Raw genomic sequence first — 17,322 nt, 5'->3', positions numbered from 1 at the left:
CGGGCCGATCAGCCACGGCGGCGTTTATCCGCCGCAGGGAATTACGGCTTTTCCGGGAGGATGTTTTCCACCTCGGAATGCACACGGGCAATGATGTGCGCAGCCACCAGGCCGTCACCCACACGCTCGCAGGAATCCGCGCCGGCACGCACCGCAGCGTTCACAGCGCCGGTCTCGCCACGCACCAGAACGGTCACGTAACCGCCACCGACGAACTGACGACCGATCAGGCGCACTTCCGAGGCCTTGGTCATCGCATCGGCAGCTTCAATCGCCGGGACCAGACCACGGGTCTCGATCATGCCGAGGGCCACACCAAAGTTTTCGCTAGCCATTACTTAACTCCTATCAAGCGTTACTGATGAATTACTTTTCAACCTGCTCGGGCAGGATGCTTTCCACTTCGGAATGCACGCGGGCAATGATGTGCGCAGCCACCAGGCCGTCACCCACACGCTCGCAGGAATCCGCACCGGCACGCACGGCGGCGTTCACGGCACCGGTCTCGCCACGGACCAGCACGGTCACGTAGCCACCACCGACAAACTGGCGACCAATCAGGCGCACTTCAGAGGCCTTGGTCATTGCATCAGCGGCTTCAATCGCCGGCACCAGACCACGGGTCTCGATCATGCCCAGCGCCACACCAAAACGTTCAGTTGCCATTTCTCTTTCTCCTGGAGTTACAGTTTTTCCAATTAAAATGACGCTCAAGCCGCCTTGTGGGTACCAGCAGAGCGCTGTGCATCGGTCTGGTCTTGTCCAGCCTTGTTCGTCGACCCTTCCGCTTTCCTGCCACCATCGTCCCACTGGTCGATGATGCCGCCGATCGTCAGATCGGTTGTCACCTTGGGGTCATCGAGCGCGTAGCGCGCGGCCGATCCAGAGATCGTGAACACCCAATTGCCCGGGTGCGCACCCACTGGATCCACGGCGACGCTGAGCGCACCCTTTTGATCCACCAGCACGCGCAGCGACATGGTCTGAAGGCCGTCCACACGACGCGTGACCACCAGTTCGTCCTGCACCTGCATAATTTCCATGGAGCTACTGCTCCTCCCAGTAATCGATGATCCCGACGATCGTCGCGTCACTGGGGTATTCCTTGCTGCCGGCCGCCTCGCGCGCCGCGGACGATCCGACCACGATCACCCAGTCCCCGGGCACACAACCGACCGCGTCCACCGCGACCGTGCGCGGACCCCCGGCCTTCTCCTGGACCACCAGCAAGGGACGGTGACCCAGATCCCGGATCCGGTTGGTCGAAACCAGCGTCTTCTCTACCTTGCAGATCTTCATTCCGTGTCCCGTTAGCTCAACCGGCGAGCGGTTCCAACTGGCTGCCGCTGCGCTTGTCGCGAATCACCATGTGGCACCCGATTAGGCCCTTTTCGGCCAGTTCGCGATAGCGCGCCATGATCTGGTCGCGGATCCGCCGGCAGCGGGCCTCGACCCGCTCGCGCGATCCCGGCACCTTGCGGTCGTAGCGGTAATGGATCACCACCGGTACCGGCAGGCCCCGCTCGACATTCAGCTGCCGAAAGATCTTGTTCACCCCCACATCCATCCCGTGGGCGCCTTCTTCCATCGTTTCCAGGTGCGCGAAGTAGGCAAAGTTGCGTACCTGCATCTCCTCGACTTCCTGGCCGACGATGATCACCCGCTCGCGGTGCCCCACATCGGCGTAATGCCCGTTGTGGTAGCGCGCCACGTAATCGAGCTGCGAAATATTGTTCAGCAACAGCCGCGAGATCAGCCGAAGCATCCCCTCGTGCGGCCCACCGTTGCCGTGACCCCAGCCTTGCTGGTGGATCGCGTCCTGGATCGCCTGATATACGCGCAGTTCCGCGTCACGGCCATCCAGGTCCTGCGTCTCCCGGTACACCTTCGCGCTATCCACGAAGCGGTACAGACTCATCCGCGTGTCGGCGTCCGGGATATGGATCTTCACGGCATCCGTATCCGTATCCACGCCAATCAGCAGCGTATCGACCGAGGCCCCACAGCAGTAGGTGTTCTCGATCGCCTGACGAAACGCCCGCAGCTGCCGGAGAGCGGCATCCGCCGCGTCCCGCTCACTGTTGCCGTGCGCCGCGCACCCCTGATGGTGCGGGTCCGCACTGCTGTAGTGGTACGCCGCGATCTTCAGGTATCGACTCGGCACATCCGCCGTGGTCGGCCGTCCTTCGCGGAACCGCAACAGCTCGCGTTTCGTCCAGTGGCGGACATCCTCTTCGATGTCGAACTGCGCACCGGCATAACTCTTAACCCGAACAGCCAGATCCGGCAGGCGCAGAATAAAACGCCGCAGGCTCAACAGCCGCCCGTCGGAACAGGGCGAGATGTCCACTTCGTGGAAATCGCAGTCGAGGAAGTACGCAATCGCGCGTTCCGCCTCGTCCACCAGGTCATCCCGACCCGCCCAGTATTCATTGACCAGCTGATCAAACAGCTCGAACGTGCCGTGCAGGTACAGTTCGCGCGTGTCCAGATCGTTGATCCACGCATCCTCCAGGACGCGTTCCGGCAACCGATACCCGAGGTTATCCTCGACAATCCGTTGCGCCTTTTCCTCGAAGTCCCGCTCGTGTTGCAGCGCATGGACCTCTTTCAGTACTGGCACCAGATTCGCGAAGCGATCGCGAAACCCACTCTCGAACGCGTACAGCCGTTCGTTGTCGGCGACATCCGCCAGCGGATGCCCGGGCTTCAGCACAGAAGGCACGTCCATCGGCGCCGGCGCCTTCGGCGGCACTGCGCTAACCAGAGGTTGCGCAGCAGCCGAATTCGCCCCTTGTGCCACCGGCGACCGGACGGCACTTCCCCGTGGCGTCGCGTAACGCGTGCCAAAGGCGGATGTCTTGCGGCGGCCTCGGCGCACCATCGTGGTCGTATTGCCTCCTTACTCGCCGCTTAGCCGCGGGCACCGCCGGACAGGGTCACCAGCGAACCGCTGCCACTATTCCCGGAGGAACCGGTGATCTTGCTCATCGGCACTTCCTTGCGCTCGAGCTCACGATTGGCATAGGCACTACGGCCTTCACCACGCGGGTTGCCCTTTTGCGTCGCGTTACGACGCGTGGCGAACCCTTCGGTGCCGGTGACGCTGCTTCCACGGGCCCAGTCATCGCCCGTGATGGTCACACCGTTGCTGCTCCCGTTAACGGTCACACGTTCGGCACCAATCTTGGCCACATCTTCAGCCTGAGCCGGTACCGGCTGGTGACGATCCGGCTGATAGCGGAACTCCTCGGTCCCGGACACCAGGCCCGTCGCCTTGTTGATCGGCCCGGTAATGCCACCCGAGGCACCGTATGCAGTACCGGTCACACGACGCTCGCGGCGCGCCAAGGCTTCGCGGGCCGGGCTTTGAACACTGAAGCCGTCATTCGGCATCGCCTGCGCCGGCACGTCGGCCACCGGTGCGGCTACTGCGGCCTGGCCTTCCGGACGCAGACGCGGGTGCAAGCTGCCAGCGGCCGTCGGACAGGTCGCGGCAAATTCGTTCGCCCCGACATACGGCGCACCGGACACGTCCTGACATGCACCGCGTTCGGTGCCCGTCACGCGCTCGTCATAACCCGGCTGGCTCCCGGAAACCGGATGCCCCGGCGTCGCATGGCGTTCGGCCACGCGGGTGTGCGCCGTCTGCATATCACGCGGCTCGCAATAAGCCTCGTACTGGTCAGCGCCGATGTAGGGCGTGCCAGAAACCGGTTTGCACGCACCGTACTCGTCACCGGTGACCCGTGCCGAGCGGCCCACGGACGTACCCGAGACGTTCTGCTGGTTCCAGGTGCGGCTCACGGAGACTTTTTCCGGGCCGGCCTGCGGACGGGAGCCACAGAAGGCGTCGTAATGCTCGGACCCGACATACTCGGTACCGGTGATCGGCTTGCAGCCCCCGTATTCGTCACCGGTCACGCGCAGCGAGCTATCCACCTGCGTGCCGGAGACTTCCCGACCCCGCAGCGTGTGCATCACGCCCACCTTCGGCACACCACCGGCGGCCGGACGGTCACACAGGTCACCGAAATCCGCCTGGTTGTAGTACGGGGTACCCGTCAGGGGGCGGCAGGATCCGGACTCGTCACCCGTCACCTTCGAGCTGCGACCCACGGCCGTACCCGTCACGCTCTGGTCTTCCATCGTGTGCAGCTCCTGCACCTTGGCCGGCGTCGGCTCCGGGCGGGTACCGCACATGCCCTTGAACTGTTCCGTACCGATGTATTCGGTCCCGGTGACCGGCTTGCAGCTGCCGTACTCGTCACCGGTGACACGCGAGGAGCGCCCGACTTCGGTCCCGGTCAATTCACGACCGCGAAGCGTATGCATGACGCCGACCTTCATCGGCGCTCCGTTGGACTTTCCCGTGTTACACGGAACCTCGCTCGCCTGCGTATTCAGGTACTCGGTACCGGTGATGTCGCGGCAGGAGCCCGACTCGTCACCGGTGACACGCGGGCTACGGCCGACGCTCGTACCCGACACACCCTCGCCATGACGGGTCACCATCACGCTGGTGCGCGGCGCGCTGTTCGGCGCACGGGTGCCGCAGAAGCCTTCGTACTGCTCGCTGCTCAGGTACTCGGTGCCGGTGATCGCTTCGCAAGAGCCGGACTCGTCCCCCGTTACACGGGCAGAGCGCCCGACCTCGGTACCACTGACTTCCTGGCCGCGGCTGGTGTGGGAGTGCCCCACCTTGGCCGGGTTGGCACTCGGGCGCACATCGCAGTAGCGCTCGTAGTGCTCGAGGCCCAGGTACTCGGTCCCGGTAATGTTGGAGCAGCTGCCCGCTTCGGCGCCGGTGACGCTGCGCGTCGACTCGACTTGCGTGCCGCTAATGTGACCACCGGCGAGGGTCGTGCCCTCTTCCACCTTCGGCGGTGCTTCGCTCGTCTGACCACGGGGACGACCACAGGGACGACCCGGATCCGAAGAACCGCGACCAATCGTGCACAGCTCTTCACGACGCTGGCGTGCTACCTCGCGAGTGGACATACCCTTGCGTTTCGCAGCCTTCCACGCGCCTTCCTGCGGCATGGCACCGCGGCCCTTGGAGCCGTTGAAACGGCGCTTGGTCGCACGCTTGCCGTTCTGTGCCATCGCCTCGCGGCGCGCCATGCAGATCGCGCGGACCTCGGAGATCACCGGATGCGGACCCGCGGACTCGCCACCGGACTCCACCTTGTCGCACAACTGGTCAAGGCCACTTTCCACGACGGTGTCGCTTTCGGGGGTCACCGCGCTATAGGTGTCGTTGTGCTCGGACTTCTCGTCCTTGCAGCCACAGCCACAGCCCTTTTTCTCTTCCTGTGCAGACGGCGCGAAGGAACCCTGGCCTTTCAACAGGTCTTCACGGCGCGGCTCGGCCGCCATGGCCTTTTTGCCATCGGTCGCCAGGGCCTGACGGCGCAGGCGGCAGATTTCGCGCCCGCTCATGTTGGAACAGTCGATTTCCATACCCTGGTTCTGCGACAGCGCTTCAAGCTGACGCGACCGGTCGGAACCGCCACGGGCCAAACCGCCGAGGGCCCGCGCCCGGGTATTGGAGCGACCGACCGCCTTCTTGCCCTGGCGCGCCATCTTCTGGCGGCGCTCAAGAGCGGCCTGGCGGCCGTTCGACGCACCGGCGTGCGCGCCCGGTTCCGGACGGCGCGCAGGTGCGCTGCTGCCGACCTCGAACGAGGTCGACGGCTGAGATTCGCTGGAGTGCGACTCCGGCTCCCGCGCCTGGGGGGCCGGTTCGGAAACACGCTGAGCCTGGCGCGCCTTTTGCGCGGCCGCGGCAGAACGCGACGTTCCCCTGGTTTGGCCGGTCGGCTTCACGGCAGCCTTGCCATTATGAGACATGGCCTTGCGCCGTTCCCGGGCGAGTTCGCGACCCGAGAGACCTTCAGACGCGGATGTCGGATTACTCATGGCACTTCCTTACAGTTGGCGGCAGCAACGGTAATAACGCTTGATGGACGGGCCGGGTGCCACAGGCACCCGGCCTCCACCGAACCGGGGTCTTAGCGACCGCGGTCGACCACGAAGGCCATGCCCTGACTCTGGGCGTAGTTATCGTACGCAATGAAGCGCACCATCATGCCCGGGTTGGCACGGCGGCATTCTTCAATCTCGGACAGCACCGCTTCCACGGACTGCTCGCCAAAGAAGGGCAGCTTCCACATGTACCAGTAGTGGGCCATGGCGTTTTCTTTTTCGCTGTACTCGATCGCCGGGTTCCAGCCCTGCGCGAGGCAGTATTCGATCTGCTTGCGCACCTGGTCGGCATTCATCTCCGGCAGATAGGAGAAGGTCTCGTACTTCTGCGACTGCTTGAAGTTCTGGATATCAGACATGTCGGTAATCCTGTGCTCTGGTTCTTTCTGGGCACGGACGGCGCACTAGCGCCGCCCGCGCTCGGACGATCACTTGTGCTGGGTATCCAGCTTGTCGACGGTGTCGAACTCGAACTTGATCTCTTTCCACGTTTCCATGGCGATCTTCAGTTCGGGGCTGTGCTGCGCCGCCTGAGTCAGGATGTCCTTGCCTTCCTTCTCGATGTCCCGACCTTCGTTACGCGCCTGGACACAGGCTTCCAGCGCCACACGGTTGGCCGCCGCACCCGGGGCGTTACCCCACGGATGGCCCAGCGTACCGCCGCCGAACTGGAGCACGGAGTCGTCGCCGAAGATGGAGACCAGGGCCGGCATGTGCCAGACGTGGATACCACCAGAGGCCACGGCGAACACGCCCGGCATGGAGCCCCAATCCTGATCAAAGAAGATGCCGCGCGAGCGGTCTTCCGGGATGAAGGATTCACGCAGCAGGTCGATCCAGCCCAGGGTCGCGGCACGGTCGCCTTCCAGCTTGCCGACCACGGTGCCGGTGTGCAGGTGGTCACCACCGGACAGACGCAGGATCTTCGCCAGCACACGGAAGTGGATACCGTGCTTCGGATGACGGTCGAGCACCGCATGCATCGCACGGTGGATGTGCAGCAGCACGCCGTTGTCGCGGCACCAGTTGGCCAGACCCGTGTTGGCGCAGAAGCCGCCGGTGATGTAGTCGTGCATGATGATCGGCGCGCCAATTTCCTTGGCGAACTCGGCACGCTTGTACATCTCTTCCGGGGTCGGCGCGGTGACGTTCAGGTAGTGACCCTTGCGCTCGCCGGTTTCGGCCTCGGCCTTTTCGGTCGCTTCCTGCACGAACTCGAAGCGGTCACGCCAGCGCATGAACGGCTGCGAGTTGATGTTCTCGTCGTCCTTGGTGAAGTCGAGGCCGCCACGCAGGCACTCGTACACGGCGCGGCCGTAGTTCTTCGCGGACAGACCCAGCTTCGGCTTGATGGTGCAGCCCAGCATCGGACGGCCGTACTTGTTCAGCTTGTCACGCTCAACCTGGATACCGGAGGGCGGACCACCGCAGGTCTTCACGTAGGCCATCGGGAAGCGCACGTCTTCCAGACGCAGGGCACGGATGGCCTTGAAGCCGAACACGTTACCGACCAGGGAGGTGAACACGTTCACCATCGAACCTTCTTCGAACAGGTCGATCGGGTAGGCGATGAACGCGTAGAAGGACTCGTCGTCACCCGGCACGTCCTCAATGGAGTAGGCACGGCCCTTGTAGTAGTCCATATCCGTCAGGAGGTCGGTCCACACCGTGGTCCAGGTACCGGTGGAGGACTCGGCGGCCACGGCGGCCGCGGCTTCTTCGCGGTCGATGCCCGGCTGCGGGGTGATCTTGAAACATGCCAGCAGATCGGTATCCAGCGGCATGTATTCCGGCATCCAGTAGGTTTCGCGGTAATCCTTGACGCCCGCGGAGTACTTCTTGGCGGCCATGTGGCTTTCTCCTACGCGTTGGTTAATCGTGACGGTCGCCTAGATTAGGAAGGTGCACTGCTAATAACAAATAAATAATCTAGATACGACCAATAGACTTTCGTTTATAGAAAGACCGGTCCGCAGAGTTCCGCGGAGCGGCATGGGGGTTCTGTTCGCATCAGCGCCCGGCGCCTGCTCGGCAGCCTCAGCGGGGAATGCGGTCGCTGATTGTAGTCCATGACCGCAGTCAATGCATGCTCTTTAGACCACAGCGTGATCGGAGCCCGCGCCCCTCTGCCGGGGCGCGCGCACCGACGATCAGGCAGGACCCGCATCGGCCTCCTGCGCCTCCAGCGTGTCGGCGTAGTGATCGCGCGCCACATAGGTATAGATGGCCGGGACCACGAAGAGCGTGAACAACGTGCCGATCGCCATGCCCGCCGCAATCACCAGGCCCATTGCGAAGCGCGAGCCGGCACCAGCACCGGTCGCCATCAGCAGCGGCACCATCGCCACCACGGTCGCCGTGGTCGTCATCAGGATGGGCCGCAGACGCAGGCTGGCCGCCTCCTCGATCGCATCGCGCAAGGGGCGCCCCTGACGCTGCAACTGGTTGGCGAACTCCACGATCAGGATGCCGTGCTTGGCGATCAGCCCGATCAGGGTCAGCAGACCCACCTGTGTATAGATGTTCAGCGAGGTCACACCCAGGCTGATGAAGATCAGGGCGCCGGCGATCGACATCGGCACCGTGGTCAGAATGATCAAGGGATCACGGAACGACTCGAACTGCGCGGCCAGCACCAGGAAGATCACGACCAGCGCGAAGAAGAACGTGACGACCAGATCCCCACCCTCGGCCTTCAGCTGCCGCGACTCGCCGGCATAGTCCACGTTCACATCGGGCGGCAGCACCTCGGCGGCAATCCGGTCGATGATGTCCAGCGCCTCCCCGAGGGTGACGCCGGGCCGTGGCACCCCCTGCAGGGTCACCGCGTTCAGCTGCTGGAAGCGGTTGAGCTGGCGCGGCGTGACCGTCTCTTCCAGCGTCACGATGCTGGACAACGGTATCGGCTCGCCGTCCGCGGTGCGCGTGTACAGCTCCTCAAGCTGCTCCGGCGTCAGGCGGTCGGAACGCTGGACCTGCGGGATCACGCGATAACTGCGGTTCTCCATCGCAAACCGCCCGGCGAACCCGCCGGAGAGATACGTCGCCAGATCGGCATTCAGCGTCGCCATGTCGATGCCAAGCTGCGAGGCACGCTCGCGGTCAATCTTCAGATCCACCCGTGGCTGGTCGAAGTTGAGATCGGTATCGAGGAAGATGAACCGACCCGTCTCCATCGCCCGGTCCTTGATCTCCTGACTCAGCTCGTTCAACTCCTCGAACGAGCTGGTGGAGCCGAACACAACGCTGACCGGCGCGCCCTGCCCCGGGGTCGGCAGCTGCGGCGGCTGGATCGCGAACACCTCGAGCCCTGGCAGCCCTTCCAGCGCCGGCTGCAGGTCCTCTTCCAGGATCTTGGCGGTCGTTCGGTCACGCTGATCCCAGGGCGCCATAACGAAACCGCCCAGGGCCTGGTTGGTCGCCCCGGCCATACCGGGCCCGCCGCCAAAGCCGTTCACGATAAAGATGTTGTCGAGCTCGGGGATGCGGTCGAAAAAGCCGTCGGTCAGCGCGGTGTTGCGCTCCAGGTAATCGATCCCCATGTAGGCATCGCCTTCCATGATCGAGAAGGCGAAACCCTGGTCCTCCTGCGGCTCCAGCTCGGTCTGCGAAGTCACGAACAGGAAGTAGCAGGACACCAGCACGATGGCGCCGAAGGCGGCGACGGTGAAGCGGTCATTCAGTGCCCCGTGCAGCCGTCGGCGATAGCGCTCGCGCAGGCTGTCAAAGCGCGCGTCCAGCCACGACTCGATGCGCCCGCGCCGCTCGACCGAACCATCGCGCAGGATTTTCGAACACATCATTGGCGACAGCGTGATCGCGACAATCCCCGAGATCACGACCGTCGCCGCCAGGGTAAACGCAAACTCGATGAAGAGCGTGCCGGTCAGGCCGCCGATGAACCCCAGCGGCAGGAAGACCGCCACCAGCGTGGTCGACATCGCGACAATCGGCCACGCGAGCTCGCGCGCCCCCTGGATCGCCGCGTCCATGCGCGACATGCCCTCCTCGATATGCCGCGAGATGTTCTCCAGCATGATGATCGCGTCATCGACCACGATGCCGATGGCCAGCACCATCGCCAGCAGCGTCAGCAGGTTCAGCGAGAACCCCATCAGGAGCATCAGCATGAAGGTCCCGATCAGGGACAGCGGTACCGCCACCGCCGGGATCAGCACACTGCGCCACGAGCCAAGAAACAGATAAATCACGACCAGCACGATCAGCAGCGCCAGCACGATGGTCGTCAACACCTCGTCGATCGCGCTCTCGATGTATTCGGTGGAGTCATAAACGATCTCGCCCTCCAGCCCGGAGGGCAGGCGCGGCTCGATGCGCTCCTCGAAGATCTCGCGTACATCCGCGATCACCTCCAGGGCATTGGCATCCGGCGCCAGCTCGATGCCGATGAACGTCGCCGCCTGACCGTTGAAGCGCACCGAGGTGTCGTAGTTCTCCGACCCCAGCTCCACCTCGGCGATATCGCCAAGACGCACCAGGTCGCCCTCCTGCTCGAACAGGATCAGCTGCTCGAACGCCTCCGGGGTCTGCAGGTCGGTATCCGCGGTCAGGTCCAGGCTCACCATCGAGCCCTTGGTCTGCCCCACCGCGGAGAGGACATTGTTGCCCTCCAGCGCCGACCGAACGTCGCGCCCGGTTACGCCATAGGCCGCCATGCGATTGGCGTCCAGCCAGGCGCGCATCGCAAAGCTCTGATCGCCGAGGATCTCGGCCCGCTGAACGCCGTTGACGGTGGCCAGCTCCGGTTGCACCTCGCGAATCAGGTAGTCGGTGGTCTGATTGTTGGAGAGGCGCTCGGAATAGAACGACAGGTACATCGCCGCCACATCCTGACCCACGGATAGATCCACCACCGGGTCCTCGGCCTCCGATGGCAGATCGCTGCGAATCTTGTCCACCTGGGCGGAGATCTGCGTCAGCGCCTGGTTCGGATCGTAGTCCAGCTCCAGGAACGCCTGCACCGTGCTTATCCCCGGCAGGCTGTTGGACACGATGTAGTCGATCCCCTCCGCCTCGGCGATCTCGCGCTCCATCGGTGTGGTGATGAATCCCTGTACCAGGTCCGCATCCGCGCCGATATAGGCGGTGCTGACCGTGACCACCGCGTTCTGCACCTCGGGGAACTGGCGCACGTTCAGGTCGAACACCGCCCGCACCCCGAACAGCAGGATGAACAGGCTGACCACAGTGGCCAGCACGGGCTTCTGAATAAAGATATCGGTAAAGCGCATCGTCGCGGGCCCGCTCAGCGATTCGCCGGCCGCGGATCGCGTTCGGCATCGGGCTGGGCATCCTCCGTGATCTTCACGGGGGTATCGTTCTGGAGCTTCAGCAGACCGCTGACCGCAATCTCGTCGCCCTCTTCCAGGCCATCCACGATGCGCACCAGGTCACCGCGTCGCTCACCGATCTCCACCAGGCGCTGCTCCACACGCTTGTCGCCGTCATCGTCTTCCAAGATCACGAACACCGAGTTGCCCCAGGGTGCGAAACGGATGGCCGTCTGCGGGACCACCAGCCCCTCCTCCGGCTCGCCACGCTGCAGCGTGACGCGGGCGAACTGACCGGGGCGCAGCCGATGGTCCTCGTTGGTGATCATCGCCTGCACGCGGAACATCCGCGAGGCAGCACGGACACGCGGCTCGATCGCGGTAATCTGCCCCTCGAAGGTCTCGCCATAGGCATCGACGGTGACCTCGACCGACTGCCCCAGCTCGACATTCGCCAGCCGGCGTTCGGGCAACGTGAAGTTCACATACAGCGGGTCCAGGGACTCCAGCACCACAATCGGGTCGCCCGGGCCGACAAACTGGCCCTCGTTCACCTGACGGATACCCAGCTGCCCGTCAAAGGGCGCCCGCAGACGCTTCTGGCGAATACGGGCATCCTGTGCCTTGACCGCCGCCTCGGCCTGTTGCGCCTCGGTCGCGCGGCGCTGGAACTCCGAGTCGGAAATATCGTTGCGCTGCACCAGGCCCCGCGCCCGTTCCAGCTCGCGCGCCGCGAGCTGCGCCTCGGCGCGCAGGCTTTCCAGCTCCGCCTCGTCCAGCTCGGTGTCGAGTTCGACCAGCGTCTCGCCCGCCTCGGCGAAGGCCCCATTGGCAAAATGGATGCGGTCAACAATGCCCTGTGCCTCGAAACTCAGCGTGGCCCCCTGCACCGCCTCCAGGTCCCCCACCGCACGCAGCTGCGGGGCCCAGCGATCGGTCTCCACGGTCGCCGCGTTGATGGTCGCAGTCGGCTCCGGCATCTCGTCAAAGAACTCCGCGATCTGCTGATCCACGAAGGCCTTGAAACCAAAGATGCCACCCAGGACCAGGGCTACGCCCAGCAGCATCAGGAAGAATCGCTTGCTCATGAATTTGCCTCAGGAATGTGCTCGCGCACGATCGCGCGCACCCGCTCCGTCTCGGCGCGCACGACCGAGGGTTCGTCTGGATCGATTCGCGGCTCCCAGCGCCAGCCGGTCAGCAGCGCATGGGTATGGCGGATCAAGTGTTCATACGGGCGGTGGATATCGTAGGCATCCAGCAGCCCCTGGGCATTCGCGAGCGCCTGCATCCCGGTATTCAGCGCCCACGGCCCCAGCCCCATCTCTTCCTCGCCCATCTCCTGGGCCGGTGGCAGGTCCTTGTTCGCCCGCGCCTCGGCCACGATGGCGTTGATCGCCTGGCTGATCGGTTGAGCCGCATCAAGCAACTCCTGCCGCCGCGCCTCCGACGTGCTCGCCCAGACCACCTCTGTCGTCACGAATTGGGTCAATCGATAGTAGTCCGGATTCGCCTGCGCGAAATCGATATCGGCCAGCACCATCGCCAGCATTCGTGAACGGGTTCCCAGCGGCAGCCGAGGAATGCACCGAAACAGCTCCGCACGCTGACGCGTTGCCCGGGTCGCGACGGCCGCCAGCAGATCTTCCTTCGAGTTGAAATGCTGGTACAGCGTGCCGGTCGCGTAGTCGCAGGCGGCCGCCAGACGCGACATCTGCAACGCCAAAAGGCCCTCCGAGCGGATCAGCTCGTGGGCCTTTTCGACAAAGAGGGTCTCGCGCGCCTCGCGCTCGCGCTGCTTTCGATTCTCGGTGCCCATCGGCGCAGACTACCGAATCGGAACCAAGATTTGAACCTCGTTCACTCAACAAGCAAAAAAACGGGGCCCAGAAGGCCCCGGTCCGCTTGTCATCGGCGCCCAATCAGCCGGCTTCACGCAGTAGGCGCACGATCGCGTCGGCCACGCTCTTGCTGGACTGCGGGTTCTGCCCCGTCACCAGTTTGCCATCCACCACGACATGGTCGGCCCAGTCCTCGGCGGTCTCGACCTCCCCACCCAGTTCGGCCAGGCGGTCCTGCAGCAGAAACGGCACGGCCTGATCGAGCTGTACCGCCTTCTCTTCGCTGTTGGTGAACGCGGCCACCTTGCGCCCCTTCACTGCCGGACTGCCGTCTTTCAGCATCGCGCCGACCAGACAGGCCGGCCCGTGACACACCGCGCCCACGACCTTGTCGTTCTCCAGAAACTCGCCGACCAGACGCTGCACATGCGGATTCTCCGGCAGATCGAACATCGTGCCGTGCCCACCGGGGAAGAAGATTGCCGCGTAGGCATCGTGGTGCATGCCTTCATCGAGATGGATCGTGTCGTCCAGGGCCTCCTGCGCGGCGACGGCCGCCGGTCCGGGATGATTCGACTCCAGGCTCTTGGGATCCAGAGGGACGGGCCCGCCCTTGGGACTGGCCACCTTGATCTCGAAACCGGCCTTGCGGAAGCGGTCATAGGGCACCGAGAACTCGTCAAACCACACGCCGGTCGCGTGGCCGTCGCCGATCTCGCCGTGACTGGTCACCACCATCAGTATCGTCTTGCTCATCCCGCGAACTCCTGTTGCATCCATACATGTCCGTGGACTCGGTGGTCCGGGACAGGGTTCCGCTGCGCACAGGAATCAAGGGGCCGGGGCCCGAATTCGAGAAGCCGATCCCTTGCGTCTTGTCGGTATTGGCGGGACAGCTTTCTGAACGGTCCGAGGAGCAGGGACAGTCGACCGAACGCGTATCACTCTCCCCAACCAAGAAAGGCCCCGTAATGGGGCCTCTGACAGCTTGGTCAATGACGTCCGACCGGCAATGCCGGGCGGACGCCAAGGCTTCAGGTCGGAGTCAGACCTGGGTGTAGCGCAGGTAGGAGCGGATCTCCTCGAAGCCCTGCGGGAACTTCTTCTGCGCATCCTCGTTGCTGACCGTCGGCGGGATGATCACGCGATCGCCCGGGGTCCAGTCGGCCGGCGTAGCGATGCCGTGCTGGTCTCCGGTCTGCAGCGCATCGATCACGCGCAGGATCTCGTCGAAGTTGCGGCCCACCGACATCGGGTAGGTCATCATCAGCCGGATCTTCTTGTTCGGGTCGATAATGTAGACCGAACGCACCGCGGCAGTCTCGCTCTCGCCCGGGTGGATCATCTCGTAGAGCTCGGAGATCTTCTTGTCGGCGTCGGCAACGATCGGGAACTCCAGCGTGGTGTTCTGGGTGTCGTTGACGTCCTCGATCCACTTGTTGTGCTCGTCGACGGTATCCGTGGACAGGCCCAGCGGCTTCACGTTGCGATCCGCGAACTGCTGCGCGAGCTGGGCAGTGCGGCCCATCTCGGTGGTGCACACCGGCGTGAAGTCGGCCGGATGGCTGAAGAAGAAGCACCAGGAATCGCCGATCCACTCGTGGAAATCGATCTTGCCCTTGGTGGTGTCAATCTGGAAGTTCGGGGCGGTATCACCCAGTCGAAGTGCCATGATGTACTCCTTTCTTGATAATCAATGGTTTGCAAGTTTCGGGGCCGTCTCGGCTCCCCGTGGAAACCAAGGTATCGCGACCCCACTGCATTAGCTATTACTAATTCTCTAAGGCCTCGATAGCCGGCACCTAAGACGAGCCGCAACAAGGGCACCCCGCCCCGAGCGGCCCACCCGTCACTACATGCGGCGAAAGAGCTCGGCCAGGTCGTCACGCATCGGCTGGCGCCCCATCTCCTCGGTGGTAAATTCCGAGCCGTCGAAGGACACGCGCAGCATCACGGCCTCGCCGGCCTCCACATCGGGCATCAGCGCAACCATCGGGCGCCCGGTCAGGTATTCGGCAACCGCCTCGTCCATCTCCGCCGCGGCCTGTACCTGCTGCTGCATCCAGGTGGAGATATGCAGCATCAACGTGCCGTCCCACTCGGCCTTCGCGAGCTCGCCGAGCAGGGCGTGGGCCAGGGCCACGTTGTCGTCACGGCTGGCACCGGCGCCAAAGGCGAGATAGGTCACCTCGGCGTCACCGATCGCCGCTACTGCGTCGGCGGCATCCTCGGGCCCTTCCATGCCCGCGATGCTGAACCCGGCCTCCGGGTTGGCGGCCAGCATCCCGGCCCCGAGACCGCCGGTCAGCGCGCCACAGATCGCGGAACGGTTGTTGACCACGGCCAGCGACTCGGCCTCCATCATGCTCGCAATGGCCTGTCCGACATTGCCGCCCGCCATGGCACGAACGGTCTGCTCCTCGCCAAACGAAAGCGACTCGGCTGCCGCCGTGAGCGGTGCGGCCAGCAGCGCAGCCGAGAGAGACAGTGCAATGGTCGTCTTTTTCATCAGTTCACCTCGTGTTGGTGGTTGGGAATATTCGGTATTTCTGATGCCTGGGGCATCACATCACCATCGGCCGGCCGGGCGCGGCCCTTCTGGTGTTCGGGAGTTGTGGCTATGCAGCTCCTGGGACCCTGCAGCACCACGCGCGATTCAGGTTTCTCCGACCGCGGCATACTGCGCAGACGGGAACACTCGCCGCAGGCGGCCCGTCAGAACCCGTACCTGGGGCCGCCGGATCAGCCGTCTCGATCCAGTTCCCGCAAGCGCCGGTACAGGCTGCGCTCGCTCAGGCCCAGCCGGCGCGCGAGGCTCCGCCGATCACCCTGGTGTACCGCCAGGGCGTGACGCAGATACTCGCGCTCGATCTGATCCAGCGGACGCAGTTCCCGCGGATGGACCAACTCCGCGTAACCTTCTCCGGCCGCACCCGATTCGGCGCGCGTGGCCTGCTGGCGCACCGGGCCTGGCAGGTGCTCCGGCCGAATCGGACCGCCATCCGCCAGCAGGGCCGCGCGTTCCAGGATGTTGCGCAGTTCACGCACGTTGCCGGGGAAGGCATATCCCTCCAAAACCCGGATCGCGTCGTCCTCCATCGTCGGACGCGGCACCAGCTCGGAGCGATCCAGCATGGCCTCGACGAGCAGCGGGATATCGCCGCTGCGCTGGCGCAGCGGCGGCACCTCGATGGGGAAGGTATTGATCCGGTAGAACAGGTCTTCGCGAAACTCGCCGGCCCGCACCATCGCCTCCAGATCCCGGTGGGTGGCACAAACCAGTCGAAAATCCGCACTCCGAGACTCGATTCCGCCGACCCGGCGGTAGGCGTGCGTCTCCAGCAGGCGCAGCAGCTTCACCTGCTGGCCCAATGGGATATCGCCCACCTCGTCCAGGAACAGCGTGCCGCCGGACGCGGCCTCGACCAGCCCGACCTTGGCCGAGGCCGCACCCGTGAAGGCCCCCTTCTCGTGGCCGAACAACTCGCTCTCGAACAAGGTCTCGGTCAGTCCGGAGCACTCAACCGCGACAAACGGCTTGTCGCGGCGCGGGCTCTCTTCGTGGATCGCCCGGGCGATCAACTCCTTGCCGGTACCGGACTCACCCAGCAGCAGCGCCGAGGCATTGCTGGGTGCCACGCGACTGATCAAGCCCAGCATGGTATTGAACGCCCGCGAACGCCCGACCAGCCCGGTGGCCCCGTTCTGCGGGCTGGATACGGGCAGATGATGGAGGCGCTCGACGAAATAGCGAACCTCCCCCTCCGCCCCCAGGATCGGAGTCAGCTCGACGTCCACGTGCTCGCGGCCCTGCGCCGTGTGATGCACATGCAGGACACGTTCCCGGCGGCGGCTGGCGAGCGCAGCCTGGAGCGGACAGGCTTCCCCGGCCTCGTCGCACGGACGCTGATAGCCGTGCGAGGCCTCATAGCAGGCCCGGGAAGAGCCATCGGCATCCGTGCCGTAGACCCTCTGGTAGGCCGTATTCGCGGCCAGGATCCGGTAATCGGGCGACAACAGGATGGAGGGCTCGCGAAAGGCCTCCATCATCTGTCGCATCGCCGAGAGGTCCGTCTCGTTGCCACACGGAATCGCCAGTCGGCTAATCGTCACGTCTTCTCGCATGGGCCAGGTATCCAGGGGAGGCGCCGCGGCGGTGGTCCTCCGATGACTCTGCCCAATAGACACGCTCAACCGAGGTA

The 17,322-nt window shown here is 64.4% G+C and carries 15 protein-coding genes; all 15 read right to left on the bottom strand.

The genetic code is table 11. The features are described from left to right. Window positions 1–41 precede the first annotated feature (41 nt). Window positions 42–335, bottom strand: coding sequence for a BMC domain-containing protein (locus F791_RS0100235; RefSeq protein ID WP_012982276.1), 294 nt, complete (start codon window positions 333–335; stop codon window positions 42–44). A gap of 31 nt (window positions 336–366) precedes the next feature. Continuing rightward, complete coding sequence (locus F791_RS0100230) at window positions 367–666, bottom strand: BMC domain-containing protein (protein ID WP_012982275.1); 300 nt, start codon at window positions 664–666, stop codon at window positions 367–369. A gap of 44 nt (window positions 667–710) precedes the next feature. Continuing rightward, on the bottom strand, window positions 711–1,043 hold the full coding sequence (locus tag F791_RS0100225) for a carboxysome peptide B (RefSeq protein ID WP_018138847.1): 333 nt from the start codon (window positions 1,041–1,043) through the stop codon (window positions 711–713). 4 nt (window positions 1,044–1,047) lie between these two features. Then, window positions 1,048–1,299, bottom strand: coding sequence for a carboxysome peptide A (locus tag F791_RS0100220; protein ID WP_012982273.1), 252 nt, complete (start codon window positions 1,297–1,299; stop codon window positions 1,048–1,050). A 16-nt stretch (window positions 1,300–1,315) separates the two neighbouring features. After that, complete coding sequence (locus F791_RS0100215; RefSeq protein WP_018138848.1) at window positions 1,316–2,731, bottom strand: carboxysome shell carbonic anhydrase; 1,416 nt, start codon at window positions 2,729–2,731, stop codon at window positions 1,316–1,318. 182 nt (window positions 2,732–2,913) lie between these two features. Further along, window positions 2,914–5,853 carry a CsoS2 family carboxysome shell protein gene (locus F791_RS0100210; protein ID WP_026296419.1) on the bottom strand — a complete coding sequence of 980 codons (2,940 nt, stop codon included), beginning with the start codon at window positions 5,851–5,853 and terminating at the stop codon, window positions 2,914–2,916. 161 nt (window positions 5,854–6,014) lie between these two features. Then, window positions 6,015–6,347, bottom strand: coding sequence for a ribulose bisphosphate carboxylase small subunit (locus F791_RS0100205; protein ID WP_018138850.1), 333 nt, complete (start codon window positions 6,345–6,347; stop codon window positions 6,015–6,017). A gap of 69 nt (window positions 6,348–6,416) precedes the next feature. Continuing rightward, complete coding sequence (locus tag F791_RS0100200; protein ID WP_012982269.1) at window positions 6,417–7,838, bottom strand: form I ribulose bisphosphate carboxylase large subunit; 1,422 nt, start codon at window positions 7,836–7,838, stop codon at window positions 6,417–6,419. A gap of 300 nt (window positions 7,839–8,138) precedes the next feature. Further along, entirely contained in the window at window positions 8,139–11,240 is a 3,102-nt protein-coding gene (locus F791_RS0100195) for an efflux RND transporter permease subunit (protein WP_018993631.1), read from the bottom strand. Between the two features lie 14 nt (window positions 11,241–11,254). Continuing rightward, complete coding sequence (locus F791_RS0100190; RefSeq protein WP_018993632.1) at window positions 11,255–12,367, bottom strand: efflux RND transporter periplasmic adaptor subunit; 1,113 nt, start codon at window positions 12,365–12,367, stop codon at window positions 11,255–11,257. Then, entirely contained in the window at window positions 12,364–13,098 is a 735-nt protein-coding gene (locus F791_RS0100185; RefSeq protein WP_019592029.1) for a TetR/AcrR family transcriptional regulator, read from the bottom strand. The genes F791_RS0100190 and F791_RS0100185 overlap by 4 nt, the downstream gene beginning before the upstream one ends. Window positions 13,099–13,201: 103 nt before the next feature. Continuing rightward, window positions 13,202–13,876, bottom strand: a complete 675-nt coding sequence (locus F791_RS0100180; RefSeq protein WP_018174421.1) for a type 1 glutamine amidotransferase domain-containing protein — start codon at window positions 13,874–13,876, stop codon at window positions 13,202–13,204. A gap of 289 nt (window positions 13,877–14,165) precedes the next feature. Further along, window positions 14,166–14,792 carry a peroxiredoxin gene (locus tag F791_RS0100175; protein WP_018138855.1) on the bottom strand — a complete coding sequence of 209 codons (627 nt, stop codon included), beginning with the start codon at window positions 14,790–14,792 and terminating at the stop codon, window positions 14,166–14,168. Window positions 14,793–14,972: 180 nt separating this feature from the next. Continuing rightward, window positions 14,973–15,629 carry a hypothetical protein gene (locus F791_RS0100170; protein WP_018138856.1) on the bottom strand — a complete coding sequence of 219 codons (657 nt, stop codon included), beginning with the start codon at window positions 15,627–15,629 and terminating at the stop codon, window positions 14,973–14,975. A gap of 233 nt (window positions 15,630–15,862) precedes the next feature. Continuing rightward, window positions 15,863–17,245 carry a sigma-54-dependent Fis family transcriptional regulator gene (locus tag F791_RS0100165; protein WP_018993633.1) on the bottom strand — a complete coding sequence of 461 codons (1,383 nt, stop codon included), beginning with the start codon at window positions 17,243–17,245 and terminating at the stop codon, window positions 15,863–15,865. Between the last annotated feature and the right edge of the window lie 77 nt (window positions 17,246–17,322).

The organism is Thioalkalivibrio sp. ALRh (genome assembly GCF_000381425.1).
Classification (GTDB): domain Bacteria; phylum Pseudomonadota; class Gammaproteobacteria; order Ectothiorhodospirales; family Ectothiorhodospiraceae; genus Thioalkalivibrio.
Note: the sequence above shows the minus strand (reverse complement) of the source record. Positions and strands in the feature narration are given on the sequence as shown.